General features: G+C 72.2%; 26 protein-coding genes and 1 riboswitch. Of the genes, 13 read left to right on the top strand and 13 right to left on the bottom strand.

All coding sequences use genetic code 11. The features are described from left to right. Positions 1-31: 31 nt before the first annotated feature. The gene (locus H295_RS0137390; protein WP_020140477.1) at positions 32-2,599 is read right to left on the bottom strand and encodes an ABC transporter permease; all 2,568 of its coding nucleotides are present in this window, start codon (positions 2,597-2,599) and stop codon (positions 32-34) included. A 4-nt stretch (positions 2,600-2,603) separates the two neighbouring features. After that, positions 2,604-3,518: an ABC transporter ATP-binding protein gene (locus H295_RS0137385; protein ID WP_020140476.1), complete on the bottom strand. Its 915-nt coding sequence runs from the start codon at positions 3,516-3,518 to the stop codon at positions 2,604-2,606. A 177-nt stretch (positions 3,519-3,695) separates the two neighbouring features. Here H295_RS0137385 and H295_RS0137380 point away from each other — a divergent pair, with 177 nt between their 5' ends. Continuing rightward, complete coding sequence (locus H295_RS0137380) at positions 3,696-3,929, top strand: hypothetical protein (RefSeq protein WP_020140475.1); 234 nt, start codon at positions 3,696-3,698, stop codon at positions 3,927-3,929. Continuing rightward, on the top strand, positions 3,926-4,300 hold the full coding sequence (locus tag H295_RS0137375) for a hypothetical protein (RefSeq protein WP_020140474.1): 375 nt from the start codon (positions 3,926-3,928) through the stop codon (positions 4,298-4,300). Before H295_RS0137380 ends, H295_RS0137375 begins: the two co-directional genes overlap by 4 nt. A gap of 31 nt (positions 4,301-4,331) precedes the next feature. Here H295_RS0137375 and H295_RS0137370 read toward each other — a convergent pair whose 3' ends face one another. Then, positions 4,332-5,021 carry a class I SAM-dependent methyltransferase gene (locus H295_RS0137370; protein WP_020140473.1) on the bottom strand — a complete coding sequence of 230 codons (690 nt, stop codon included), beginning with the start codon at positions 5,019-5,021 and terminating at the stop codon, positions 4,332-4,334. Between the two features lie 74 nt (positions 5,022-5,095). Next, positions 5,096-5,782 carry an esterase/lipase family protein gene (locus tag H295_RS0137365; protein ID WP_020140472.1) on the bottom strand — a complete coding sequence of 229 codons (687 nt, stop codon included), beginning with the start codon at positions 5,780-5,782 and terminating at the stop codon, positions 5,096-5,098. Positions 5,783-5,951: 169 nt separating this feature from the next. On the opposite strand from H295_RS0137365, the gene H295_RS0137360 reads away from it, so the two are divergent. Continuing rightward, complete coding sequence (locus tag H295_RS0137360; protein WP_020140471.1) at positions 5,952-8,213, top strand: helix-turn-helix transcriptional regulator; 2,262 nt, start codon at positions 5,952-5,954, stop codon at positions 8,211-8,213. Positions 8,214-8,256: 43 nt separating this feature from the next. On the opposite strand, the gene bioD is transcribed toward H295_RS0137360, so the two are convergent. From bioD to bioB, 3 genes are read right to left on the bottom strand one after another with little or no spacing between them, the layout of a single operon-like run. Next, positions 8,257-8,973: a dethiobiotin synthase gene (gene bioD / locus H295_RS0137355; protein ID WP_020140470.1), complete on the bottom strand. Its 717-nt coding sequence runs from the start codon at positions 8,971-8,973 to the stop codon at positions 8,257-8,259. Between the two features lies 1 nt (position 8,974). Continuing rightward, positions 8,975-10,261 (bottom strand): adenosylmethionine--8-amino-7-oxononanoate transaminase, encoded by a 1,287-nt coding sequence (locus tag H295_RS0137350; RefSeq protein WP_020140469.1) that lies wholly within the window; start codon positions 10,259-10,261, stop codon positions 8,975-8,977. Then, positions 10,254-11,456 carry a biotin synthase BioB gene (bioB, locus tag H295_RS0137345; protein WP_020140468.1) on the bottom strand — a complete coding sequence of 401 codons (1,203 nt, stop codon included), beginning with the start codon at positions 11,454-11,456 and terminating at the stop codon, positions 10,254-10,256. The genes H295_RS0137350 and bioB overlap by 8 nt, the downstream gene beginning before the upstream one ends. A 148-nt stretch (positions 11,457-11,604) precedes the next feature. Here bioB and H295_RS0137340 point away from each other — a divergent pair, with 148 nt between their 5' ends. After that, complete coding sequence (locus H295_RS0137340; RefSeq protein ID WP_020140467.1) at positions 11,605-12,732, top strand: 8-amino-7-oxononanoate synthase; 1,128 nt, start codon at positions 11,605-11,607, stop codon at positions 12,730-12,732. 38 nt (positions 12,733-12,770) lie between these two features. Here H295_RS0137340 and H295_RS0137335 read toward each other — a convergent pair whose 3' ends face one another. Further along, on the bottom strand, positions 12,771-12,992 hold the full coding sequence (locus H295_RS0137335) for a DUF397 domain-containing protein (RefSeq protein ID WP_028810104.1): 222 nt from the start codon (positions 12,990-12,992) through the stop codon (positions 12,771-12,773). Positions 12,993-13,001: 9 nt separating this feature from the next. Beyond that, on the bottom strand, positions 13,002-13,865 hold the full coding sequence (locus H295_RS0137330; RefSeq protein WP_020140465.1) for a helix-turn-helix domain-containing protein: 864 nt from the start codon (positions 13,863-13,865) through the stop codon (positions 13,002-13,004). A 213-nt stretch (positions 13,866-14,078) separates the two neighbouring features. Here H295_RS0137330 and H295_RS0137325 point away from each other — a divergent pair, with 213 nt between their 5' ends. Beyond that, positions 14,079-14,537: an ATP-binding protein gene (locus tag H295_RS0137325; protein ID WP_020140464.1), complete on the top strand. Its 459-nt coding sequence runs from the start codon at positions 14,079-14,081 to the stop codon at positions 14,535-14,537. Positions 14,538-14,709: 172 nt separating this feature from the next. Here the strand turns inward: H295_RS0137325 and H295_RS0137320 are convergent, their stop codons facing one another. The 3 genes from H295_RS0137320 to H295_RS0137310 form a co-directional block, all read right to left on the bottom strand. Then, positions 14,710-15,183 (bottom strand): C40 family peptidase, encoded by a 474-nt coding sequence (locus H295_RS0137320; RefSeq protein WP_028810103.1) that lies wholly within the window; start codon positions 15,181-15,183, stop codon positions 14,710-14,712. A gap of 3 nt (positions 15,184-15,186) precedes the next feature. After that, a riboswitch (cyclic di-AMP (ydaO/yuaA leader) is annotated at positions 15,187-15,398 on the bottom strand. A 300-nt stretch (positions 15,399-15,698) separates the two neighbouring features. Next, a complete protein-coding gene (locus H295_RS0137315; protein ID WP_020140462.1) occupies positions 15,699-16,004 on the bottom strand; it encodes a hypothetical protein in 306 nt (101 codons plus the stop codon). Between the two features lie 7 nt (positions 16,005-16,011). After that, on the bottom strand, positions 16,012-16,647 hold the full coding sequence (locus H295_RS0137310) for an ATP-dependent Clp protease proteolytic subunit (protein ID WP_020140461.1): 636 nt from the start codon (positions 16,645-16,647) through the stop codon (positions 16,012-16,014). A 70-nt stretch (positions 16,648-16,717) separates the two neighbouring features. Here H295_RS0137310 and H295_RS0137305 point away from each other — a divergent pair, with 70 nt between their 5' ends. Continuing rightward, on the top strand, positions 16,718-16,996 hold the full coding sequence (locus H295_RS0137305) for a type II toxin-antitoxin system Phd/YefM family antitoxin (RefSeq protein WP_020140460.1): 279 nt from the start codon (positions 16,718-16,720) through the stop codon (positions 16,994-16,996). Positions 16,997-17,059: 63 nt separating this feature from the next. On the opposite strand, the gene H295_RS0137300 is transcribed toward H295_RS0137305, so the two are convergent. Then, on the bottom strand, positions 17,060-18,061 hold the full coding sequence (locus H295_RS0137300) for a membrane protein (RefSeq protein ID WP_020140459.1): 1,002 nt from the start codon (positions 18,059-18,061) through the stop codon (positions 17,060-17,062). A gap of 100 nt (positions 18,062-18,161) precedes the next feature. Between H295_RS0137300 and H295_RS0137295 the strand changes: the two genes are divergently transcribed. The 7 genes from H295_RS0137295 (at position 18,162) to H295_RS0137265 (ending at position 23,483) form a co-directional block, all read left to right on the top strand. Then, positions 18,162-18,791 (top strand): TetR/AcrR family transcriptional regulator, encoded by a 630-nt coding sequence (locus H295_RS0137295; RefSeq protein WP_020140458.1) that lies wholly within the window; start codon positions 18,162-18,164, stop codon positions 18,789-18,791. Between the two features lie 130 nt (positions 18,792-18,921). After that, a complete protein-coding gene (locus H295_RS0137290) occupies positions 18,922-19,224 on the top strand; it encodes an urease subunit gamma (RefSeq protein ID WP_028810102.1) in 303 nt (100 codons plus the stop codon). Positions 19,225-19,233: 9 nt separating this feature from the next. After that, positions 19,234-19,545, top strand: coding sequence for an urease subunit beta (locus tag H295_RS0137285; protein ID WP_020140456.1), 312 nt, complete (start codon positions 19,234-19,236; stop codon positions 19,543-19,545). Next, positions 19,538-21,259, top strand: coding sequence for an urease subunit alpha (locus tag H295_RS0137280; protein ID WP_020140455.1), 1,722 nt, complete (start codon positions 19,538-19,540; stop codon positions 21,257-21,259). The genes H295_RS0137285 and H295_RS0137280 overlap by 8 nt, the downstream gene beginning before the upstream one ends. Positions 21,260-21,272: 13 nt before the next feature. Next, positions 21,273-21,947: an urease accessory protein UreF gene (locus H295_RS0137275; RefSeq protein ID WP_020140454.1), complete on the top strand. Its 675-nt coding sequence runs from the start codon at positions 21,273-21,275 to the stop codon at positions 21,945-21,947. 91 nt (positions 21,948-22,038) lie between these two features. After that, a complete protein-coding gene (gene ureG, locus H295_RS0137270; protein ID WP_020140453.1) occupies positions 22,039-22,719 on the top strand; it encodes an urease accessory protein UreG in 681 nt (226 codons plus the stop codon). After that, on the top strand, positions 22,704-23,483 hold the full coding sequence (locus H295_RS0137265; RefSeq protein ID WP_020140452.1) for an urease accessory protein UreD: 780 nt from the start codon (positions 22,704-22,706) through the stop codon (positions 23,481-23,483). The genes ureG and H295_RS0137265 overlap by 16 nt, the downstream gene beginning before the upstream one ends. The last annotated feature ends 63 nt before the right edge of the window (positions 23,484-23,546 follow it).

Below are 23,546 nucleotides of genomic sequence, written 5' to 3'. Positions count from 1 at the left end.
AGCGACTTGAGTTTCCTGCCCCGCGATGCCGTCATTCGTGCGCGATGGCCGCCAGTACGTTCATGCGCGAGGCACGCAGGGCCGGAAGCAGCGCCGCCACGACGCCCACCACCGCCGAGCCGACGACGACCGCCACGAGCGTGCCCCAGGGGATCGCCAGCGCGTTCAGGCCCTGGAGCGCCAGCACCTGCTGGGTGCACACCCCCCACACCAGCCCCAGTGCCAGCCCCAGCACCGCGCCGAACACCGCGATGACCACCGACTCCAGACGGATCATCCGGCGCAGCTGACGCCGGGCCAGCCCGATCGCACGCAGCAGCCCGATCTCCCGGGTGCGCTCCACGACCGACAGGGCGAGGGTGTTGACCACCCCGAGCACCGCGATGACGATCGCCAGCCCCAGCAGCGCGTAGACGAGATAGAGCAGAACCGCGATCTGGTCGTGCACCAGGTCCTTGTAGTCGGCCAGATCGCGCACCTGGACCTGCGGATACCGGTCCAGCGTCCGCTCCAGTGCGGTGCGCAGCCGGTCCGCGCTCGTGCCGGGTGCGGCGTTGACGTAGAGCGCGGACTCCTGGCCGCCCGGCGCGAACCGCTCCAGCGTGTCCAGGCCGAAGTAGATCCCGCCCTGCGTCCCGAACCCGTCCGCGGAGTCCTGGTCGGTGAGGGCGCCGACGGTCAGCTCGGTCCGGCGGCCGCCCTGGAACTCGACGGGGATCCCGCTGCCGACCTTCACGTCGTGGTCGCGCGCGAAGTCCAGGTCCATGGCCAGGTGCCCGGGTGCGAGCGCGGCCGCGGTGTCGCCCCGCGCGTAGGTGATGTGGGCGACCTCGTCGAGCTGAGGGTCGTAGCCCGCGGCGGTCGTCTCGACGCGCTTGCCGTCGGGCAGCGTCACGGCGACGGGCGCGAACCTCGACCGTACGACGAGACCGGCGCCCTCGGTCTTCCGCACCGCGTCCGTGACCTCCTGCGGGAAGGGCAGGAAGTTGCCGTTCTGCACGACGAAGTCGGCGCCCAGGGTCTTGTCGATCTGGTCGTCGAACGACTTCGACATCGAGGCGCTGGCCACCGACATGCCGCCGACCAGGGCGAGTCCGACCATGAGGGCGGCCGCGGTGGCGCCGGTGCGGCGGGGGTTCCGCAGGGCGTTGCGCTGGCTCATCCGCCCGACCGGGCCGAAGAGCGCCGGGAAGGCGCCGCCCAGGACCCGGATCACCGGCCGCACCAGCAGTGGCCCCGCGATCACGGTCGCGAGCAGCGTCAGGACCACACCGAGGCCGAGCAGCGAGGCCGCCGTCGCCGTCCTCGACGCGAGCACGCACCCCACGAGCGCGCCGGCGCCCGCCGCGCCCACCAGGCCGCCCACGATCCCGCGGACCTTCAACGGCCGTCCGATCCCGGCGATCTCTGCGTCCGCGAGGGCCGCCATGGGGGAGACACCGGCCGCCCGCCGGGCCGGGAGGTAGGCCGCGACGAAGGTGACGCCCACGCCGACGACGTACGCCGCGACGGGCGTGCCCCAGCCGACGACCATCTCCCCGGTGTCGATGTTCATGCCGAAGGCGTTCATCAGGGCGATGAGCCCGACCGCCAGCCCGATGCCCGCGCCCAGGCCGACCGTCGAGGCGACCACCCCGAGCAGGGTCGCCTCGGTGAGCACCGAGCGCCGGACCTGCCGCCGGTCGGCGCCGAGGGCGCGCAACAGGCCCAGTTCACGGGTGCGTTGGGCGATCAGCATCGAGAAGGTGTTGACGATGAGGAAGACACCGACCAGGACGGCGATCCCGGCGAATCCGAGCATCACGTACTTGATGACGTCGAGAAATCCGCCCAGTTGGTCGATGTCCGACTTCGCCTGTTCGGCGGCGGTCCGGTACTCGTAGCTGCCCGCGCCGAGCGCCGCGGCCACCCGCTGCTTGAGCTGGTCGTTGCTCACCCCGTCGGCGGCGTCCACGGAGATGCTGGTGGCGGCGGTTGCGGAGCCGAGCAGCTTGGTCTGCGCGGTCGGCGGGTCCAGGTAGACCAGCGAGGCACCGGGGTTGGTGGTGGTGAAGGTGACGATGCCGACGATCCGCACCTTGAACGAGCCGGGACCCGCGATCACGGTCAGCGGGTCACCGATCCGCAGGTTCTTGCGGTCGGCGGTCTCCGAGTCGAGCAGGGCCTCGTCGGCGCCGTGCGGGGCGTGCCCCGAGGTGAGCTTCACCGGGCTGCGCGAGGTCGGGTTCCAGTCGGTGCCGATGGTGGGGGCGCCGGTGGTCGAGCCCACCGACTTGTTCCGCGAGTCGACGACGGTGATCCCGTCGGCCTCGGCGTCGAAGCGGGCCGCCCCGACGCCGTCGACCCGGGCCACCCGGTCGGCGAGCGCGGCCGGCAGGGTGGCTGTGGCCCCGGAGGGGACGGCCTCCTTGAGGTCTTCCTTCGGGCTGACGGTGAGGTCGGGCGCCGACGAGGCGAAGAGCCGGTCGAAGGTACGGCTCAGCGTGTCGGAGAAGATCAGGCTGCCCGAGACGAAGGCCACGGACAGGACGACGGCCAGAGCGGAGAGAACCAGCCGCCCCTTGTGGGCGAGGAAACTGCGCAGGGTCGCCTTCAGCACGGGGTCAGTCCTTGTCGGGGGTCACGTCGTCGGGGGTGCCGTCGCTACCTGGGGAAGAGCCGTCGCTCCCGGGGGAGGAGCCGCCGTTGCCGGGGGAGGAGCTGCCGCTCACGAGGGACGAGCCGCCGTCCCCGGGCGAGGACTGCCCCCGGATCACGTCGAACCGCTTCATGCGCTCCAGCACCGCCTCGGCCGTGGGCCGCTCCATGCTGTCCACGATCCGTCCGTCGCCGAGGAAGAGCACCTGGTCGGAGTGGGCGGCGGCGCCCGGGTCGTGGGTGACCATGACGACGGTCTGGCCCAGCTGGTCGACCGCCTCGCGCAGAAAGCCGAGCACCTCCAGGCCGGCCCGCGAGTCGAGGTTGCCGGTCGGTTCGTCCGCGAAGATCAGTTCGGGCCGGGAGGCCAGCGCCCGGGCGCACGCGACCCGCTGCTGCTGACCGCCGGACAGCTGCGCGGGCCGATGCTTGAGGCGGTCCCGCAGTCCCAGGGTGTCGATCACCTGGTCCAGCCACGTCTCGTCGGGCTTCTTGCCCGCGATGTCCATGGGCAGGGTGATGTTCTCGGCCGCGTTCAGCGTCGGGATCAGATTGAACGACTGGAACATGAACCCGATCCGGTCCCGGCGCAGCCGGGTCAGCTCGCGATCCTTCAGCCCGGTGATCTCGGTGTCGCCGAGCCACACCTGGCCACCCGAGACGGTGTCGAGGCCCGCCAGACAGTGCATCAACGTGGACTTCCCGGAGCCCGAGGGTCCCATGACGGCGGTGAAGCGACCGCGCGCGATGTCCACGTCCACGGCGTCCAGCGCGAGCACGGCCGTCTCGCCGCCGCCGTACGCCTTGGTCAGACCGCGGGCGCGGGCCGCGATCCCGTCGGTCGGAGCGGTCTCGGGGGCGTCCTCCGCAGCAGTGGCCATGGGCCGAGGGTAATGTGACCCGCCCCACACCCGATATCCCCCTTGCGGCCGAGGCGCCCTCCCTCCCAGGTCGGGCCCCTGACACGGGTGTAAGGGGCACCCCGTGCACGGGCCATCCTTCCGCTCTGTCCTGGGCACCCCTTGCCGGTGCTAGCGGATCGGCGCTAGCTTCTAGGTATGGCGAAGACTCAGTTGAACGTGCGGGTGGACGAGGGCACCGCCCGCGCCGCCCGTGAACGTGCCCTCGCCCGTGGCGTGAGCGTCAACCGCTACATCGAGGAGCTGGTCATGAAGGACACCGGAGAGGCAGGGCAGGCCTTCGTCGAGGCCGCCGCCGACTTCATGAAGCAGTACGAATCCGTCTTCGCGGAGGAGTTCGGCAGGGACAGCAAGGAAAACGAGGGTCGTTGAGCGATCTGCACATCGATCTCGCCTGGCTGCTGATGCTCGCCGAGCAGAAGACCCCCGGCGATCCCCAGGTCACCGACTGGGGTGCCCTGGTCGCCGCCGTGGCGCGGCACGAGGCAGAGATCTTCGACATCCCCGTCTACGACAACCCGCATCTGCGCGCCGCCGCGCTGCTGCAACTCCTCATCCATGTCCCGGCGTTGGAGCGCACGAACGCACTCTTCGCCTGTGCGGTCGCCTACGCCTACCTCGTCGCCAGCGGCCTCAGGGTCGTCACCTCGCCGGTCCTCGTCCGTGATCTCGCCAAGGTGGCCAAGAAGGGCGACGCCTCGGTGCACGACATCGCGCGCGAGCTGCGGAAGTGGACGTTGTGACCAGTCGTCCTGCAGGACGGCGGCCCTGAGATCAGCCGTTCGCCGGTGAGGGACGCCACGCGGTGCCGAGCACGCAGAAGGACGGGGGCAGCTTCGGCCCCTTCTCCGGCAGCAACATCCGCCGATAGGGACCGAGTTCGAACCCGGCCCCGCGCAGTGCCCCGACCGGGTCGCGGGACAGATGGCAGCCGCCGCTCAGCAGCGGCCACACCGTCCGGTCCAGAGCGCGCTGGGTGAAGCGCATCGCGGGCCCGCCGCCGCTGCCGTGCTCGAAGAACCGCACGGTCCCGCCCGGCCGCAGCACCCGCCGTGCCTCGCTCAGCGCGCGCGGCACATCGCGCACACTGCACAGCACCAGCGAGACGACCACGGCGTCGAAGGCCTCGCTCTTGACCGGCAGCGCCTCCGCGGTGCCCGGCACCACATCGACCGGCACCTCGGAGCGCAGGGCGGACTCCAGGGCCGACTGCCGCAGCCGGCGCTCCGGTTCGATCGCCACGACCTCGGAGACCGTGCCCGGATAGTGCGCGAAGTTCAGACCGTTGCCCGCGCCGATCTCGATCACCCGCCCCGACAGCCCGGCGAGCAGCCGCTGACGCACACCGGCCATGCCCAGCCCTGTCTCGGCGGCGACGCTGGCCCGCTCGTAGCACCGGGCGAAGAGCGGGTGGTGGACGGGATCCCGGGACACCTTGCCGGTGCCGGCGGACCGTAGCGGCATGACAGCCTCCCTCGCCGAGGACGGGTCGTACCGCGATTGTCCCCCGTGGGACCCCGTCGCACCCCCTCGCGCGCCTACTGCACGAAGGCGCGCACCTGCTGGTAGACGCCGTAGTCGTTGTTCATGTCGGTGTGCGAAATGCATCCGACCTCGACGTTCGTCGCTCCGTTCAGGATCGCCGTGGTGTCCGGGGTGAGGGCGTCGTCGCAGTTGGACCAGTAACTGGCGTAGGAGACGCTGCCCGGCGTCTCGTCACCCGAGTTGAGTGCGGTGAGGAAGGAGCTGCCGGTGCTCATCTCCGCGCACGAGGTGTACAGCCACGCGCACAAGGAGGCCGTGGTCGTCCCGTGGTTGACGCCGGCCGCCGACACGAAGTCGTCCACGTACGCCGTGCCGCCCAGGTTCTTCAGGTAGTAGCGGGCGCTCAGCGCACCCATGGAGTGGGTGACCAGGTCGACCTTGGAGGCGCCGGTCGCCTTGAGGACCCGCTGGACCTCGGTGGCCAGCTGCTGCGCGGTGGTCACGTTCGACTGGGACCAGCTGTACGTCCAGGCGTCAAGCTCGGACGCGCTGTAGCCGTCCGCCTTGAAGTCGGCGATCCAGTCGTCCCAGCTGCTCGCATCGCTGCTGAGACCGTGCACGAACACGATCGGGTTGTGGCTCGCCGCCTGCGCGGGGACCGCGGCGAGGGAGAGTGCCAGAAGGAGCGATGAGACCACGGCCGTGCCGGCCGCGGCGATGCGACGCCCGAAGCGCTGCATGATGCCTCCTGAAACGGGTGGGGTTGCCAGGAGTGTCGGGCCGGGTCCACGCGCGTGGCATCGGTGAAATCGCCGGTCTTTACGGGTCAATTAACTCGCCAGTAACGTGAGTTGCGTGGTGACTCCGGTGAACCCTCCGCATCCCAGCCGCACTTCGCCACCGAGACGCGTGATCCAGGCGCTTCCCGAGGGCGTGCGGGTACGGCTGCTGCATTCCGTTTACGGCGATCCGCGTGCCGCCGCCGAGCTCGTGACGCTGCTGAGCGACCGCCAGTCGGCCGGCTTCGACCCGCTCCCTGCCGAACCGGCCTCGCTCGCACCGCAGTTGCTGCGCGCACTACGCGCGGAGATCCGGTCCCTGCCCGACGACACCCGCCTGCTGCTGCTCCTCGCGGCGGCCGACCAGTACCCGGTCGCCACCCACGCCTTCTCCCGGGCCGTCACCGCCGTCGGCCTCGACACCCGCCCGCTGGAGCGAGCGGAGACCGCGGGCGTGGCGCACTTCGGCACCGGGGGTGTGGTCTTCCGGGACACCTGGACGAGGATCGCCGCGTACGAGTCCGGGTCCCCGGCCGACCGCCGTGACGTCCACCGGCTGCTGGCCAGGGTGCTGCACGGGGACGGCGAGTCACCCCGGCGTTCCTGGCACCGCGGCGCGGGCGCGCTGGGCCCGAGCGCACGGCTGGTGGCGGAGCTGCGGGGCGCGGCCGACAAGGCTCGCCGCACCGGGCAACCCGCCCTGGCGCGCGCTCTGTCGGAGCGCGCCGCCGCGCTCTGTCCGGATCCCGCGGAGCGCTCACGTCTGGTGACACGTGCCGCCGCCGACGCCTGGCAGGCCGGCGACGGCGACCGGGCCCGCCGCCTGGTGGCCGAGGGCACGGCGGACGACGCCCTCTCGGGCCTGATCGCGCTCCGCGCGGGCAACGCCACGGAGGCGTTCGACGCGCTCCTCGGCGCGGCCGCGCACCGCGCGAGACCAGGAAGACGGAACGATTCTCCGGACGGGGGCGGGACGTCAGGCGACACGGGGAGGTCAGGCGACGCGGGGAGGTCAGGAGACGCGGGGACGTCAGGCGACACGCGGAGGTCAGGAGACGCGGGGACGTCAGAAGACAAAGGCGTGCCCCTCGACCCCGCCGCCCACCTCCTCGCCCGCGCCACCGAAGCCGCCGTCTACACCGGCGACCTGCGGCGCTGCCGGGAGGCGGCCCGGGTGGCCGAGCGGCTCGGGGTCGCGTCGCCCGGCACCCTCGGGGGACTCGCCGCCGCCTTCGAGGGACGCTACGAGGACGCCCGCGACCTCCTCCAGGCGGCCGCCGGGCGCTGCGGGCCGGGCGGGGACCCCACCCTCCTCGTCCACGCCGGCATCGCCGCGCTGATGCTCGGCGACCACACCCGCGCCGCCACCGCGACCCTGCGCGCCGCAGCCTCCGCCCGTGCCCGGGGCGCGACCGGCGTTCTGGCGCAGGCCATGGAGTTCCGCGCCTACGCCGACTTCTGGACGGGCCGCCCGCAAGCCGGCCGCGCCGCTGCGACGGAGGCCCTGCACCAGGCGTACGCCACCGGCCAGGACAACGGGGCCTGCCACCTCCAGGCCGCCCTGGCCATGTTCGCGGCGATCACCGGAGACGCCGACGTCTGCCGTGAACGGGCCGCCGCCGCACGGTCGTACGCCCTCGCCCGGGGCCTCGGCCTGCCCGCCGCCCTCGCCCAGTGGGCGCTCGCCTTCCTCGACCTCACGGACGGCCGCTTCGCCGGTGCGGCGGCCCGGCTGCGGGCCCTCGCCGGGTTCGGCCCCGGCCACGGGCACCGGGCCATCCGGCACCTGGCCACCCCGCACTACGTCGAGGCCGCCGTCCGCACCGGCGACACCCGCATCGCGCGCGCCGCCCACGCCGACTACCACCGCTGGGCGACGGCCGTCCGCAGCCCCGACGACCTCGCCCTGAGCGCCCGCTGCCGGGCCCTGCTGGCGCCGGGGGAGGAGGCCGTCGAGCACTACCGCACGGCCCTCGCACTGCACGCCCGCGGCACGAGGGACTTCGAACGCGCCCGCACCGAGCTCCTGTTCGGCAGCGCCCTGCGCCGTCTGCGGCACCGCACGGAGGCCCGCGACCGGCTCCACAGTGCCCTCGAAGCCTTCGACCACTTCGGCGCACCGCACTGTGCCGCCCGGGCGAGGGCCGAACTCCGTGCCCTGGGCGCCCCCGCCGCCCCGGCCCACTCCGTTGATCCGGCCGCCCGCCTCACCGCCCAGCAACTGCTGGTCGCCCGCATGGTCACCGAGGGCGCCACCAACCGCGAGATCGCCGCCCGCCTGGCCCTCAGCCCCCGCACGATCGACCACCATCTGCGGGGCGTGTTCACCCGGTTGGGCATCCGCTCCCGCATCGAACTGGTACGCCTCATCGCCGGCAGCGAGGTGCCCTGACGGCCTGCGCCGAGGGCGGGGCCCCGCAACGCCCCTCGACGGCTCAGGCCGCCTCGCGCACCCCGAACGCCTCCGCGTCCCACGTCCCGTCCAGCCGCGGTGCCAGCCAACTCGGCGCCGCCGCGCGGAAGTCGGCGGGCGCGAGCCGCCCCGCCCCGGCCGGCAGGGCGCCGAGCAGCGGGGCCCCGGACACCTCCGGCAGGTCCGCGACATTGCACCGCGAGGCGAGGTCGGGGGAGTCGGGCCAACTGCCGATCACCACACCCGCCAAGTCCAGTCGGCGGCGGCGCAGTTCACGGGCCGTCAGTTCCGTGGTGTTGAGCGTGCCCAGGCCCGCCGACGCCACCACCAGGACCGGAGCCCCCAGCAGCTCCGCCGCGTCGGCCAGTGTCCCGCCCGCCTCGTCGAAGCGGACGAGCAGCCCGCCCGCCCCCTCCACCAGCACCAGGTCGTGCTCGGTGGCCAGCTTGGCGGCGGCCTCGGCGATCCCGGCGGGGCGGACCGGTGCGAGAGCGGCCCGGCGCGCGGCCGTCGCCGGGGCCAACGGCTCGGGAAAACGGGCCAGTTCGGCCTTGGTCACGGCACCCGCGAGCCGGGCCGCCTCCTCGACGTCCCCGGCCTGGTCCGGCCGTACGCCGGTCTGCGCGGCCTTCAGGACGGCGACCGTCCGCCCCGCCGCGAGCGCCGCCGCGGCGACGGCGGCCGTGGTCACCGTCTTGCCGACCTCCGTGCCCGTGCCCGTGATCACCAGGACCGGCATGTCATCCCTCCTTCGCCGCCGCGCACACCGCGCGCGCGATCCGTGCCACGTCCCCGTCACCGGTGACGTACGGCGGCATCGTGTAGACGAGGTCGCGGAACGGCCGCAGCCACACGCCCTCGCGCACGGCGGCCTCCGTCGCGGCCCTCATGTCGACCTCGTGGTCCAGCTGCACGACCCCGATGGCGCCGAGCACCCGTACGTCCTTCACGCCCGGGAGCTCGCCGACCGGTGCCAGCCCCTCCCGCAGCCCCGCCTCGATCCGCTTGACCTCCGCGAGCCAGTCCTGCCCGAGCAGCAGCCCGATCGAGGCGCAGGCCACCGAAGCGGCCAGCGGATTGCCCATGAAGGTCGGGCCGTGCGCGAGCACCGGGACCTCGCCCCGCGAGATCCCCTCGGCCACCCGGGGCGTGCACAAAGTCGCGGCCATGGTCAGGTAGCCGCCGGTCAGCGCCTTGCCCACGCACATCACGTCCGGCGTCACCGCCGCGTGCTCCGCAGCGAACAGCGCGCCCGTGCGCCCGAACCCGGTCGCGATCTCGTCGAACACCAGCAGCACGTCGTGCGCGTCGCACGCCTCGCGCAGCACCCGCAGATACGCGGGGGAGTGGAACCGCATCCCGCCCGCGCCCTGCACCACCGGCTCCACGATCACCGCGGCCAGCTCGTCCGCGTGCCGCTCGACCGCCGCCCGCAGCTGCTCGGCGTACGCCTCCTCGTACCCGGCCGGGGGCGCGTCCACGAACACCTGGCGGGGCAGCACCCCGGACCACAGCTCGTGCATCCCGCCCTCGGGGTCGCACACCGACATCGGCTGCCAGGTGTCCCCGTGGTAGCCGCCGCGCCAGGTCAGCAGGCGCTGCTTGCCGCTGCGGCCCAGCGAACGCCAGTACTGGAGGCACATCTTCACCGCGACCTCGACCGACACCGATCCCGAGTCGGCCAGGAAGACATGCTCGAGGCCGTCGGGAGACATGTCGACAAGGAGCTTCGCCAGCCGGACGGCGGGCTCGTGGGTGAGCCCGCCGAACATCACATGGCTCATCCGCCCGAGCTGCTCACGCGCGGCCTCGTTGAGCACCGGGTGGTTGTAGCCGTGGATCGCCGACCACCAGGAGGACATGCCGTCCACCAGCTCCGGCCCCTCCGCCAGCCTCAACCGCACCCCGCTCGCCGACTCCACGACGAGCGGGTCCACCCGGCCGGGCATCGGACCGTACGGATGCCACACGTGCCGCCGGTCGAGCGCGAGCAGTTCCGGCACCGGCAGGCCGGGCAGATCAGGCATTGGGCGCGAGATCCGTACCGGCACCACGGCGGCGTACCGCGACCAGGTCCGTCCGGGGCTCGCCCACCGCCGGCGCCGGGGCGGCCGTACCGCAGACGCCACCGCCCGCGTGCGACCCGCACCCGGCACTCTCGGCCGCCTCCGAGCCGCAGCCGCCGCCCTCGTGCGAGCCGCAGCCGCCCCCGGCCGTCACCCGGTGCTCCGGCAGCGTCACCTCGCCCGCGCCCTCCACCTCGAACCCGGCGTCGGCGATCATCTCCAGGTCGGCCTTGCCGGCCTGGCCCTCGGTGGTGAGGTAGTCGCCGAGGAAGATCGAGTTGGCGAGGTGCAGGGCGAGGGGCTGCATGGTGCGCAGATGGACCTCGCGGCCGCCCGCGATGCGGACCTCCACGTCCGGGCAGACGAAGCGGACCATCGCGAGGATCCGCAGGCAGCGCTGCGGGGTGAGGTTCCACTCCTTGGCCAGCGGGGTGCCCTCGACCGGGATCAGGAAGTTGACCGGAACCGAGTCGGGGTCCAGCTCGCGCAGCGAGTAGACGACGTCCACGAGGTCCTCGTCGGACTCGCCCATGCCGGCGATCAGGCCGGAGCAGGCGGACAGACCGGCCGCGTGCGCCTTGTTCACGGTGTCGACCCGGTCGGCGTAGGTGTGGGTGGTCGTGATGTCGCCGTAGGTCGACTCGGACGTGTTCAGGTTGTGGTTGTAGGCGTCCGCGCCCGCCTCGCGCAGCCGCTCGGCCTGGCCGTCGGAGAGCAGGCCGAGACAGGCGCACACCTCGACGCCCTCGTTCTGCTCCTTGATCGCCTTGATGGTGCCGGCGACCCGGTCCACGTCCCGGTCGGTCGGGCCGCGCCCGGACGCCACCAGGCAGACCCGCTTGGCGCCGCCGGCCAGCCCGGCCGCGGCGGCCTGGGAGGCCTGCTCGGGCTTGAGCCAGGTGTACTTCAGGATGCCCGTCGAAGAGCCCAGCCGCTGGGAGCAGTAGGAGCAGTCCTCGGGGCACAGCCCGGACTTCAGGTTGACGAGATAGTTGAGTTTCACCCGCCGTCCGAACCAGTGCCGGCGCACCTTCCCGGCCGCGGCCACCACGTCGAGCAGCTCGTCGTCGGACGTGGCCAGTACGGCCAGCGCCTCCTCGCGGGTCGGCAGCTCGCGCCGAAGCCCCTTGTCCACCAGCGTGTTCAGCAGGTCCATGAGAGCCGATCCTGTCCTAAGGACCCGCCCCCGGCCAAGGTAGGGATCGAACAACTCACCCGCTTTGACGTGTGGGTATTGCCACACCGTGGGTAGCGTTTGCTGCCGCTAGGGTCTGTTCGTTGTCTACAAAAGCACCGGAGGACCCATGGCGTTCGGCTGGATCGACGAGCAGGCGGCGGCACGCCGGCGGGCCGGACTCGTACGGACCCTGCGGCCCCGCCCGGCCGACTCGCCGCTGCTCGATCTCGCCAGCAACGACTACCTGGGCCTGGCCCGCCACCCCGAAGTCGTGGCGGGGGCGCAGGAGGCCGCCCGGACCTGGGGCGCCGGCGCGACCGGGTCCCGGCTCGTCACCGGCACCACCGAGCTGCACACCGCACTCGAACGCGAACTGGCCGCCTTCTGCGGCTTCGAGGCCGCGCTCGTGTTCTCCTCCGGCTACGCGGCCAACCTCGCCGCCGTCACCGCGCTCGCCCCGCACGGCTCGCTGATCGTCTCCGACGCGGGCAACCACGCCTCCCTCATCGACGGCTGCCGACTGGCCCGCGGTACGACCCAGGTGGTCGCGCACGCCGACCCGGACGCCGTCCGCAAGACGCTCGCTACGCATGACGGCCCCGCCCTCGCCGTCTCCGACACCGTCTTCTCCGTCGACGGCGACGCCGCGCCCCTGGCCGGCCTCGCCGAGGCATGCCGGGAGCACGGCGCTGGCCTGGTCGTCGACGATGCCCACGGCCTGGGCGTGCTCGGCGCCGGCGGCCGCGGGGCCCCGCACGCGGCGGGACTCGCGGGCGCCGACGACGTGGTCGTCACGGTCACGCTGTCCAAGTCGCTCGGCAGCCAGGGCGGTGCCGTGCTCGGCCCCGCACGGGTCGTCGAGCACCTGGTCAACGCGGCGCGGACGTTCATCTTCGACACCGGTCTGGCCCCCGCGGCGGCGGGAGCCGCCCTCGCGGCCCTGCGGCTGCTCGGCCGTGAACCCGAACGGGCCGCACGCGCGCGTGAGGTGGCGACCGGACTGCACGCACGCCTGACCGCCGCGGGTCTGGAAGCGGTACGTCCGGACGCCGCGGTGGTCTCGGTGCGGGCACCCTCCCCGGAGGAGGCCGTGCGGTGGGCGGCCGACTGCCGTGCGGCCGGGCTGTTCGTGGGCTGTTTCCGGCCCCCGTCCGTGCCCGACGGGATCTCACGGCTCAGGCTGACCGCCCGCGCCGACCTCACCGAGGAGCAGATCGAACGCGCTGTACAGGTGATCGGCGGGACACGACCATGAGTCGGCGTGACACGGCCGTGCGCCGGACGGACTGACGGTCAGAACGCGGCTGTGAAGCCCGCCCAGCTCTCGGGGGAGAAGAGCAGCGCGGGTCCGTCCGGGTTCTTGGAGTCGCGGACGGCGAGCAGCCCGGCCCAGGGCCCGGCCGACGGCCTCGCCGTCTCGACGCAGTTGTTCGCTCCGGTGCTGCGACTGCTGCGCAGCCACCGCACTTCACGCAGATCGGTACTGGAAGGAACGTGCCGAGGCAGTGCAGACATGGTGCCTCCTTACGCGCCGTCACCTATCCCGGCGATGTAATCCAACGATTCCTCGGGCGAAAGGGCGTGGCCCTGAAGGGTGTTGAAGGCCTCGGTGTAGGCCTCCAGGTCTTCTTTCCGTTCGAGGTAGAGGCTACTCGTCAAGTGGTCGAGAACAACCACGTCCAGATCAGAAGTGCTCGAAAATGAGAAGATTACGAAAGGCCCGGTGATACCCACATGCGCCCCGGCCGTGAACGGCAGTACCTGTAGGCACACTTGTGGCAACCGGGCCGCCTCCAGGAGCCTGCGCAGCTGCCGGGTCATCACCTCCGGCCCGCCGACCTCCCGCCGCAGCACCGCCTCGTCCAGGACGGCGCTCAGCTCCAGCGGCCGCTCGGCGCGCAGCACGTCCTGACGGGCCAGCCGCACCTCGACCAGTGTGTCGAGCCGCTCGTCGTCCAGCCCGTCCACCGCGGCCCTGGTCACCGCGCGGGCGTACTCGGGCGTCTGGAGCAGCCCGGGCACCACCGAGGTCTCCAGGGTGCGCATCGTGTTCGCCTGGGACTCCAGACTGATGAAGTCCCGGTAGGTCGGCGGCAGTACGCCCCGATAGGCGTGCCACCAGTGGTGCCGGCCACCGCCGCTCCCGTCGGTGCCCGCCAATACCAGCAGCAGCTCCCGCAGATCCGCGTCCGTCACACCGAAGGCGTCCAGGAGTAACCGCACATCGGCCGGTTTCACCCCGCTGGCGCCGGTCTCGATCCGGCTCACCTTCGACTGGTGCCAGCCCACGAGCCGGGCGGCCTCACCGCTGGTGAGCCCCGCACTCGCGCGCAGCGCACGCAGTTCGGCGCCCAGCTTTCGACGGCGCACCGCGGGACCGTGCTGCATGCGCTACTCCTTACTCCTTACGAGCCGCCCAAATACGGTCTCGCGTCGCAGAGTTCACCGCTTCGAGCGACAGATATATGCATATCTTGGTGGATCGGCACCCGTCACCGCCCCGGTAATGGCACTCTGACGAAGAACCACCAGTCCGGGACCGTACTCGAACCATCCGCACCATGTCGGACTCCGGTCCCGTGGGAAAGGGACGACGTCGCCATGGCAGATCACCTGGAAGCATCCGTCACTCTGCCGAGCGAACCCGCTTCGGTCTCCGCGGCCCGCACCTACGTCCTGAGCACTCTCGCGGAGTGGGGGCTGCCCTCGGCCACGGACACCGCCGAGACCGTCCGCCTCATCGTCTCCGAACTCGCCACCAACGCCGTACAGCACACCTTCGGGCAGTCGCCCACGTTCACGGTGGACATCGAGCTGGACCGTGACGAACATCTGCGCATCGGGGTCACCGACAGCCATCCCCGCTTCCCCAAGCGCCTGCCGGCCGCGGTCCAGCAGGACAACGGGCGCGGGATGGTGATCGTGCGCTGGCTCGCCGCGGAGTGCGGCGGCAAACTGAGAGTCAGGCCCACTCGGGAGGGCGGCAAGACCGTCTCCATCGAACTTCCGTGGACGGTACCGGCACAGCCGGTCAGCGCCGCGGGACAGCAGGAGCCGTAAAACACCAAAGGGACCGCGCGCGGCCGTAGCCTTGCCGGTCCGGTGGACGACCGAAATCGTACGGCGCACTGCGCCGGCCCTCAGCCGCCGTGACCGCCTGAGCGTGTGTCAGGGGTGCCGGGAGTCCCGAGGGACCGGCGGCAGGTCAGGGCGCCGCCGGTCCCTCGGGGCGTCACTTGACCCGGCCGTACCAGACGCTCTTCGTCCAGATCTTCTGGAGTCGCACCACGTCCCCGGTCTTGGGGGCGTGCCAGATCTTTCCCTTCCCGGCGTAGATGCCGACGTGGTAGACGTTCGAGCCCGAGTGGAAGAACACCAGGTCACCGGCCTTGCGGCTGCCGGCTCCGATGTGGCGGGTCTTGTTGTACTGCTGGGCCGCCGTGCGCGGGAGCTTCTTGCCCACCTTCTTGAACGAGTACTGCGTCAGCCCTGAGCAGTCGAAGCGGCGGGGTCCCGTGGCGCCGTACTTGTACGGCGAGCCCTTCTTGGAGGCCGCGACCTTGAGTGCCTTCGTCGCCGGCGTCGCGGCGGCGGCGTCGGCTGCGACACCCGGAACCACGACGGAGCCGCCCACGGCGGCCATGGCGAACGCCGAGACCGTACCGGCCCGGACCATCAGCGACGGGACACGATTGAGCGCAGTCATGCGCAACCCTTCGTCAGCCGCCTGTGAAGGATGACCTGTCGGATTCGGGCTGGCGAAGTTGCCCGGCCGCTGACGCGGCTTCACCCCAAGGGCTGCTCGGCCCGGTCATGGCGTGACCGTTCCGGCGACCCGTCGTGCTTGGGTCCTCCACTCCTGCCGATCCACTTCTGTCGACCGGTCATCCGTGCGGCGGCAGGACTCGGCGTCCGCCCGGATCGCCCCGCCACTGCGGCGGGGTCTTGTCGTCAGACAGGGATCTTGGCGCACGGAAGTGCGAAAAACCCAACGGAACCGGGGATTTGTGGCGTTACTCACCACTCACTCGTTTGGGTGAACACCCCTTCGAACGCAGGCGTGTCGAGGGCCAAAGGAGCCCCGGACCAGCACAGAAACTCCTCACTCCACTCCCGTGTCGGACGTCTTGCGCACCCCTGACGAGCGTGAAAAAGGAGTCGCGCCTCCTCCAATAGGGGGTACGTCTTTTGGTCCGTTTCGACTCAGCTCCGGACGCCTCGTCAACTGTCCTCGGCGGGCGGCACGGTGACCCGGGCCGTGCGCCGCTCACCGTCCAGGACCCGCAGCGCCCGGGCCAGCGTCACGGCGTGCAGCTCGCGCTCGCCGCGCGCGTGCATCAGGACCAGCGCGTCGCGCAGCTCGGCCGCCCTGCTCACCAGGGCCTGCGCCGCGCGCAGTCCGCCGTAGGTGTCCTCGTGCCGCGCCGGGTTGATCCGGCCCAGCAGGTCGACCACGTCGAGATAACGGTCGATCAGCTCGCCCTCCGCGCGCGTGAGCGCGGGCAGCGGTGGCAGGTCGGGGACCATCCGCGGCTCACCTCGCGCCCGGCGTGGTGAGCGAGGACCTGCGGCTCGGGACGATCGCGTCCACGAGGCCGTGGTCCAGGGCGCCCTGCGCGTCCAGGATCGTGTCCCGCTCGATGTCCGCGCTCACCTGCTCGGGAGTGCGCCCGGTGTGCCGCACCAGCAGCTCCTCCAGGCGGGCCCGCACCCGGAGCAACTCGTCCGCCTGGATGGCGAGGTCGCTCGCCTGTCCCCGCACCGGCTCGGCCAGGGCGGGCTGGTGGATCACCACCCGGGCGCCGGGGAGCACGGAGCGCTTGCCCGGCGTGCCGGCCGCCAGCAGCACCGCCGCGGAGGAGCCGGCCTGGCCGAGGCAGGTCGTCCCCACGTCGCAACTGACGTACTGCATCGTGTCGTAGATCGCCGACATGGCGCTGAACGAGCCGCCGGGGGAGTTGATGTACAGCGCGATGTCCCGGTCCGGGGCCTGGTGCTCGAGGTGCATGAACTGCGCCATCACGTCGTTCGCCGCGATGTCGTCGATCGGCGTCCCGAGGAAGACGATCCGCTCCTCCAGGAGCTTCGAGTAGGGATCCATCGTCTTCGGGCCCGCGCTCGTGCGCTCGTGGAACTCGGGCAGGACGTGACGGGCGGTCGGTCGGGCCATGGCGTACCCCTCCTCGCGGCAGGCTGTCTGTAAAAAATGTACAGGACGTACGTGACGTTATGATGGGGGTATGGCCTACGAGATTCCGGTGACGCAAGCCAGGGCTGAGCTCGCCGACCTGATCAACCGGGTGGTGTACGGCGGCGAGCGCGTCGTCGTCACACGGCACGGAAAGCCGCTGGTCGCCCTCGTCTCGGCCGCCGACCTCGAACAGCTCGAGGCGCTCCAGGAACCCGCCGAGGACCAGGTGATCAGCGCGGTCTCGACCGTGCGGGAGGTCGCGTCCGCTCCTCGCGAACAGCAGCGGTTCGGCATCGCGGCCCACCACCGGGGCGCCGGGCCGTCGTAGACAGGTGCCTCGGCACCGCGCGGACCCCGGTCGCCGAGGCCGGGGTCCGGTGGAGCCGATTCCTCAGCCGAGCGGCGTGAGTGCGGGCTCCGCGGAGGCGGATCCGGATGCGGACGCGGTGGTCTTGGTCCGCTCCTTCAGGGCGTTCCCCAGGACGACCGCGCCGAGCCCCAGCACCGCCCACCAGGCGAGGGTCAGGGCGGGTCCGGTGGCGGCCGCTCCGTCGAAGAAGGACACCGAGCGCAGCAGGGTCGCGCTCGCGCCCGGCGGCAGCCACTGGCCGATCGTGCCCACCGGGTCGGGCAGCAGCTGCGGGGCCGACGCCGCTGCCGAGAACGGGTTGCCGAGGAACATCACCAGGAAGGCGACGGCACCGATCCCCGCCGGACCGACCAGGGCGGCGAGACCCGCCACGGCAGCGCTCACCGCCAGCGTGGCAAGCCCGAGCGTGCCGGCCTCCGCCCACCAGTCGCCGGTGAGGACCCCGAGCCAGCTGTGCGCGAGCGCGGCCGCGACGATCCCCACCAGGGCGGCGGCGACGGTCAGCGCGGCGACGGCCCGGAACCCGCGCAGTCCGAGCAGGGTCACGAGCGCGCCCGCCACCAGACCGGCCAGCGCCAGCGGCAGCACGGACGAGCTCAGGGCCGCGCCCCTCGGGTCGGACGCGGGGGTGGCGACGACGTCCACGGTCTTCATCCCGCTGCCCTGTGCGGCGGCCTGCTCGGTCACGGCCTGCCGCAGGAGCTGGGCCACGACCGGGCTCGCGGCCGACGCGGTGAGCAGCTCGGGACCCTCGGGGGTGACGACGACCGCGCCGTACACGTCCCGGTTCTCGATGGCGGACCGGGCGGCGGCCTCGTCGGCGAAGCGGTGGATCTCGAAGGCGCCCTCGTGCCGCCCGAACTGCTGCTCCAGCCGGGCCGTCGCGGCGGCCGGGCCGGCCACGCCGAGCGGCAGGTCGCGGGGAGCGGTGCGGGCTGCGGGCCAGGCGAAGGCCCACAGCGCCAGGGCGGCCAGCAGGGGCACGAGGACGACGACCGCGAGCAGGCGGCGGCGGGTGGCCATGGGGACTCCAAAAAGAAGGATCGTTCGTTTTAGGTTCGTCACCACCGTCCCGCCGCTGCCGCTCCTTGTCAAGAAGGAATGTTCGTTTTACGTTGGGGGCATGGCTCGTGTATCCCAGGCGCACCTCGACGCCCGCCGCCGTCAGATCCTCGACGGCGCCGCCCTCTGCTTCGCCCGCAACGGCTTCCACGCCACGTCCATGCAGGACGTACTGAAGGAGGTCGATCTGTCCGCCGGGGCGGTGTACCGCTATTTCAGCGGCAAGGACGAGCTGATCGGCGCGATCGTCACGGAGGTGCTCGGCCAGGTCCGGGAGGGATTCGAGGAGGCGGCCCGCAGCACTCCGCCCCCGCCGCCGGACCGCCTCGTCGCGTCGGTGCTCGGGCGGGTCCTCGCCGACAAGGAGTCCCTGACCGTGGACGGCCGGCCCGCGTTCCCGGGGCTGGTCGTCCAGGTGTGGGCGGAGACGATCCGCAACGAGGAGCTGTCGGCCGTGCTGCGGGAGGGCTACGGCGCTGTGCGCACGGCCTGGACGCGGATCGTCGGGGAGTACCAGGACGCCGGGATGATGCGCGCGGACGTGCCCCCGGAGCAGGTGGCCCGGACCATGATGGCGGCCGCGATGGGCTTCTTCGCGCAGCAGGCACTGTTCGGGCCGGCGTCCGCCGACGATCTTGCCGCGGGTCTACGGGCGTTGATGAGCATGCGCGACGGCCCCGGCACGAGCTGACGGATCACAGCTTGGTTAACGTGCCTGAAACCGGATCCGTCTAGCCTGCGCTCCACGCCACCAGGGACTTTGCCCGGGGCTGAGGCAACCGGACCCCGCACGGTCCGGAGCGAGGACTGTGAGGTGGGACGTGCAACTGACCCCGCACGAGCAAGAACGGCTGCTGATCCATGTGGCGGCCGACGTCGCCGAGAAGCGCCGGGCCCGCGGGCTCAAGCTCAACCACCCCGAGGCGGTCGCGCTCATCACCTCGCACATCCTCGAGGGCGCGCGTGACGGCCGTACCGTCGCCGAACTCATGGCCTCCGGGCGCACCCTGCTGACCCGCGACGACGTCATGGAAGGCATCCCCGAGATGATCCACGACGTGCAGGTCGAGGCCACCTTCCCGGACGGCACCAAGCTCGTCACCGTCCACGACCCGATCGTCTGAGGGGCCCCGATGATCCCCGGAGAGATCCTCTTCGCCGACGGCCCGATTGCCTACAACGTGGGCCGTGAGGTCACCCGTCTGACCGTCCTCAACGCCGCCGACCGGCCCGTCCAGGTCGGCTCCCACTACCACTTCGCCGAGACCAACCCCGGCCTGGAGTTCGACCGGGCCGCGGCCCGCGGCAAGCGGCTGAACGTCGCCGCCGGCACCGCCGTGCGCTTCGAGCCCGGCATCCCGGTCGACGTGGAACTCGTCCCGCTCGCCGGCGCCCGTGTGGTGCCGGGGCTGCGCGGGGAGACCGGAGGTGCCCTCGATGCCTGAGATCTCTCGTGCCGCCTACGCCGACCTGTTCGGCCCCACCACCGGCGACCGCATCCGGCTCGCCGACACCGACCTGCTGATCGAGATCGAGGAGGATCGTTCCGGCGGCCCCGGACTCGCCGGCGACGAGGCCGTGTTCGGTGGCGGCAAGGTCATCCGCGAGTCGATGGGCCAGTCGCGGGCCACCCGCGCGGAAGGCACCCCCGACACCGTCATCACCGGCGCGGTTGTCGTCGACCACTGGGGTGTCGTCAAGGCCGACGTCGGCATCCGCGACGGCCGCATCACCGGCATCGGCAAGGCGGGCAACCCCGACACCATGGACGGCATCCACCCGGACCTGGTGATCGGCCCCGAGACCGAGGTCATCGCGGGCAACGGACGGATCCTGACCGCGGGCGCCATCGACGCGCACGTCCACTTCATCTGCCCGCAGATCGCCGACGAGGCGCTCGCCGCGGGCATCACCACCCTGGTCGGCGGCGGCACCGGGCCCGCCGAGGGCTCCAAGGCCACCACCGTCACCCCAGGCCCGTGGCACCTCGCCCGGATGCTGGAGGCGATGGAGCAGTACCCGCTCAACATCGGCTTCCTCGGCAAGGGCAACACCGTCTCGCACGAGGCGATGCTGTCTCAGATCCGCGGCGGTGCCCTCGGCCTGAAGCTGCACGAGGACTGGGGCTCGACCCCGGCCGTCATCGACGCCTCGCTGACCGTCGCCGACCGCACCGGCATCCAGGTCGCCATCCACACCGACACCCTCAACGAGGCCGGTTTCGTGGGCGACACCCTCGCCGCGATCGGCGGCCGGGGCATCCACGCCTACCACACCGAGGGTGCGGGCGGCGGACACGCGCCGGACATCATGACCGTGGTCTCCCAGCCGCACGTGCTGCCCAGCTCGACCAACCCGACCCGGCCCTTCACCGTCAACACCGCCGAGGAACACCTCGACATGCTGATGGTGTGCCACCACCTGAACGCGGCCGTCCCGGAGGACCTCGCCTTCGCCGAGTCCCGCATCCGCCCCACGACCATCGGCGCCGAGGACATCCTGCACGACCTGGGCGCCATCTCGATCATCTCCTCCGACTCCCAGGCCATGGGCCGCGTCGGCGAGGTCGTCATGCGGACCTGGCAGACCGCGCACGTCATGAAGCGGCGCCGGGGCGCCCTGCCGGGCGACGGCCGCGCGGACAACCATCGCGTCCGGCGCTATGTCGCCAAGTACACGATCAACCCCGCCGTCGCCCAGGGCCTCGCGCACGAGGTGGGCTCGGTCGAGACCGGCAAGCTGGCCGACCTGGTCCTGTGGGAGCCGGCGTTCTTCGGCGTCAAGCCCCATCTCGTGCTGAAGGGCGGCCAGATCGCCTACGCGCAGATGGGCGACGCCAACGCGTCCATCCCGACCCCGCAGCCGATCCTGCCCCGCCCGATGTACGGGGCGATCGGCCGGGCACCGGCCTCGAACTCCTTCAACTTCGTGGCCCCGCTCGCCATCGAGGACGGACTGCCGGAGCGGCTCCAGCTCGGCAAGCGGTTCGTGGCCACCGAGTCGACGCGCGGGACCACCAAGGCCGACATGCGCGAGAACGACGCCCGGCCCGACGTCCGGATCGACCCCGACAGCTTCGCCGTGCACATCGACGGTGAGCTGGTGGAGGCCACCCCGGCGGCCGAACTGCCCATGGCCCAGCGCTACTTCCTCTTCTGATGGCGGGGCTGTGATGTCACGGGCCGCACTGCTCGTCCTGGCCGACGGCCGCTTCCCCGCCGGAGGCCACGCGCACTCCGGCGGGGCGGAGGCGGCGGTCAAGGCGGGGCGGATCACGGACGCGGAGAGCCTGGAGACGTTCTGCCGGGGCCGGCTGCACACGGCGGGCCTGGTGTCGGCGGCGCTGGCCGCGGCCGCCGTACTCGGCGTGCCACCAGGGGAGTTGGACGCGGCGGCGGACGCCCGCACCCCGTCCCCGGCGCTACGGCTCGCCGCGCGCAAGCTGGGCCGACAGCTGATGAGAGCGGCCCGGGCGACCTGGCCGTCCGCCGAACTCGAGGCGTTGGCGACGGAGTTCCCGAAGGGCGCCCACCAGCCGGTCGTGTTGGGTCTGGCGGCCCGGTCGGCGGGCCTGGAGGCCGTGGACGCGGCGTACTGCGCGGTGTACGAGAGCGTCAGCGGCCCGGCGAGCGCGACGGTCCGCCTGCTGAGCCTGGACCCCTTCGACGCGACAGCCGTACTGGCAAGGCTGGCACCGGAGTTGGACCGGGTCGCGGATCAGGCGGTGGAGGCGGCGCGGCGGGTTGTCGCCGAAGGGGTCGGCGTACTGCCCTCGGCGTCAGCGCCACTGCTGGAAATCGGAGCGGAACTGCACGCGGCGTGGCCAGTACGCCTCTTCGCGTCCTAAGAGGCGCCCAGATGACCAAGTCAGGGGCGCGGGGAACTGCGCGACCAGCCCCCACACACCTGCACCCGACCATGAACCGAAGGAGCCGTACATGCACCTGGACCATCACCACAACGGCCCCGCCGCAGTAAGCGCCGACGCCCACCGCCCCGACGGCTCCCACCGAGCCCTGCGCATCGGCCTAGGCGGCCCCGTAGGCTCCGGCAAGACCGCCACCGTCGCCGCGCTCTGCCGCGCCCTGCGCGACGAACTGTCCCTCGCCGTCGTGACGAACGACATCTACACCCGCGAGGACGCCGAGTTCCTCCTCAGGGAAGCCGTCCTGCCTCCCGAGCGCATCACCGCCGTGGAGACCGGCGCCTGCCCCCACACCGCGATCCGGGACGACATCTCCGCCAACCTGGAAGCCGTCGAGGACCTGGAGGACGAGGTCGGCCCCCTGGACCTGATCCTCGTGGAGAGCGGCGGCGACAACCTCACCGCCACCTTCTCCAAGGGCCTGGTCGACGCCCAGATCTTCGTCATCGACGTGGCCGGCGGGGACGACATCCCGAGGAAGGGCGGCCCCGGCGTCACCACCGCCGACCTGCTCATCGTCAACAAGACCGACCTCGCCCCGTACGTCGGATCCGACCTCGCGCGGATGGCCGCCGACGCCAAGGCGCAGCGCGCGGAGCTCCCGGTCGTCCTCCAGTCCCTGCGGAGCGAGACCGGCGTCGAGGACACCGCCGCCTGGGTCCGGTCGCGGCTCGCCGCGTGGACGGCGGCGTGACCACGGCCCTGACCGGAGTGCGGGCCACCGCGCGGCTGGTCGCCCGGGACGACGGGCGCGGCGGCACCGCCCTGCCTGTACTGGAGAGCGACGGACCGCTGGCCCTGCGGCGCACCCGGGGGAGCGGCACCGAGGCACGGGTCATGCTGGTCGGCGCGATGAGCGGCCCCCTCGGCGGTGACCACTTCACCGTGCGGGCCGATGTCCAGGAGGGCGCCAGGCTGCACGTCGGCTCGGCCGCCGCCACCATCGCACTGCCGGGACAGGCCAAGGGCGAGGCGCACTACGACGTACGCCTGACCCTCTCCGAGGGAGCCGAACTGCACTGGCTGCCCGAGCAGTTGATCTCCGCGGGCGGCAGCGACCTGTACGTCACCACGCGCGTCGACCTCGCGAGGACCAGCCGGTTCGTGCTGCGCGAGGAGCAGGTCCTGGGACGGGTGGGGGAGGAGCCCGGGCGGCTGTGCAGCCGGCTCGTGCTGCGGATCGCCGGCCGGACCGTGCTGGACCAGGAACTGACCTGCGGACCGGGCGCGCCGGGCGGCTGGGACGGACCCGCCGTGCTCTCGGGGCACCGGGCCGTGGGTCAACTCCTCCTCGCGCGGCCGGAGTTCGCCGAGCATCCCGTGGCAGCACGACAGCTCGCCGAGCACGCCGTGGTCGTCCCGCTCGCCGGGCCCGCGGCACTCGTGAGCGCCGTCGCCCCCGACGCGCTGCGGCTGCGCCGGGTGCTGGACGAGGCGTTGGCTGTCCTGAGTGCGTAGTTCGCCCAGCGAACGACCCCATCCGGTTATCGGATTGGCAAAGAAGAGTCACGCCCCTCTGTT

This window comes from Streptomyces sp. 351MFTsu5.1 (assembly GCF_000383655.1).
Taxonomy (GTDB): domain Bacteria; phylum Actinomycetota; class Actinomycetes; order Streptomycetales; family Streptomycetaceae; genus Streptomyces; species Streptomyces griseorubiginosus.
The sequence above is the reverse complement of the archived record's forward strand: the minus strand, read 5'-3'. Positions and strand labels throughout refer to the sequence as shown.

Excerpts from the sequence above, each read along its gene's own strand:
- H295_RS0137385 (WP_020140476.1), bottom strand. The coding sequence starts at position 3,518 with ATGGCCACTGCTGCGGAGGACGCCCCCGAGACCGCTCCGACCGACGGG.
- H295_RS0137380 (WP_020140475.1), top strand. The coding sequence starts at position 3,696 with ATGGCGAAGACTCAGTTGAACGTGCGGGTGGACGAGGGCACCGCCCGC.
- H295_RS0137370 (WP_020140473.1), bottom strand. The coding sequence starts at position 5,021 with ATGCCGCTACGGTCCGCCGGCACCGGCAAGGTGTCCCGGGATCCCGTC.
- H295_RS0137365 (WP_020140472.1), bottom strand. The coding sequence starts at position 5,782 with ATGCAGCGCTTCGGGCGTCGCATCGCCGCGGCCGGCACGGCCGTGGTC.
- bioD (WP_020140470.1), bottom strand. The coding sequence starts at position 8,973 with ATGCCGGTCCTGGTGATCACGGGCACGGGCACGGAGGTCGGCAAGACG.
- H295_RS0137350 (WP_020140469.1), bottom strand. The coding sequence starts at position 10,261 with ATGCCTGATCTGCCCGGCCTGCCGGTGCCGGAACTGCTCGCGCTCGAC.
- bioB (WP_020140468.1), bottom strand. The coding sequence starts at position 11,456 with ATGGACCTGCTGAACACGCTGGTGGACAAGGGGCTTCGGCGCGAGCTG.
- H295_RS0137340 (WP_020140467.1), top strand. The coding sequence starts at position 11,605 with ATGGCGTTCGGCTGGATCGACGAGCAGGCGGCGGCACGCCGGCGGGCC.
- H295_RS0137335 (WP_028810104.1), bottom strand. The coding sequence starts at position 12,992 with ATGTCTGCACTGCCTCGGCACGTTCCTTCCAGTACCGATCTGCGTGAA.
- H295_RS0137330 (WP_020140465.1), bottom strand. The coding sequence starts at position 13,865 with ATGCAGCACGGTCCCGCGGTGCGCCGTCGAAAGCTGGGCGCCGAACTG.
- H295_RS0137325 (WP_020140464.1), top strand. The coding sequence starts at position 14,079 with ATGGCAGATCACCTGGAAGCATCCGTCACTCTGCCGAGCGAACCCGCT.
- H295_RS0137320 (WP_028810103.1), bottom strand. The coding sequence starts at position 15,183 with ATGACTGCGCTCAATCGTGTCCCGTCGCTGATGGTCCGGGCCGGTACG.
- H295_RS0137315 (WP_020140462.1), bottom strand. The coding sequence starts at position 16,004 with ATGGTCCCCGACCTGCCACCGCTGCCCGCGCTCACGCGCGCGGAGGGC.
- H295_RS0137310 (WP_020140461.1), bottom strand. The coding sequence starts at position 16,647 with ATGGCCCGACCGACCGCCCGTCACGTCCTGCCCGAGTTCCACGAGCGC.
- H295_RS0137305 (WP_020140460.1), top strand. The coding sequence starts at position 16,718 with ATGGCCTACGAGATTCCGGTGACGCAAGCCAGGGCTGAGCTCGCCGAC.
- H295_RS0137300 (WP_020140459.1), bottom strand. The coding sequence starts at position 18,061 with ATGGCCACCCGCCGCCGCCTGCTCGCGGTCGTCGTCCTCGTGCCCCTG.
- H295_RS0137295 (WP_020140458.1), top strand. The coding sequence starts at position 18,162 with ATGGCTCGTGTATCCCAGGCGCACCTCGACGCCCGCCGCCGTCAGATC.
- H295_RS0137285 (WP_020140456.1), top strand. The coding sequence starts at position 19,234 with ATGATCCCCGGAGAGATCCTCTTCGCCGACGGCCCGATTGCCTACAAC.
- H295_RS0137280 (WP_020140455.1), top strand. The coding sequence starts at position 19,538 with ATGCCTGAGATCTCTCGTGCCGCCTACGCCGACCTGTTCGGCCCCACC.
- H295_RS0137275 (WP_020140454.1), top strand. The coding sequence starts at position 21,273 with ATGTCACGGGCCGCACTGCTCGTCCTGGCCGACGGCCGCTTCCCCGCC.
- ureG (WP_020140453.1), top strand. The coding sequence starts at position 22,039 with ATGCACCTGGACCATCACCACAACGGCCCCGCCGCAGTAAGCGCCGAC.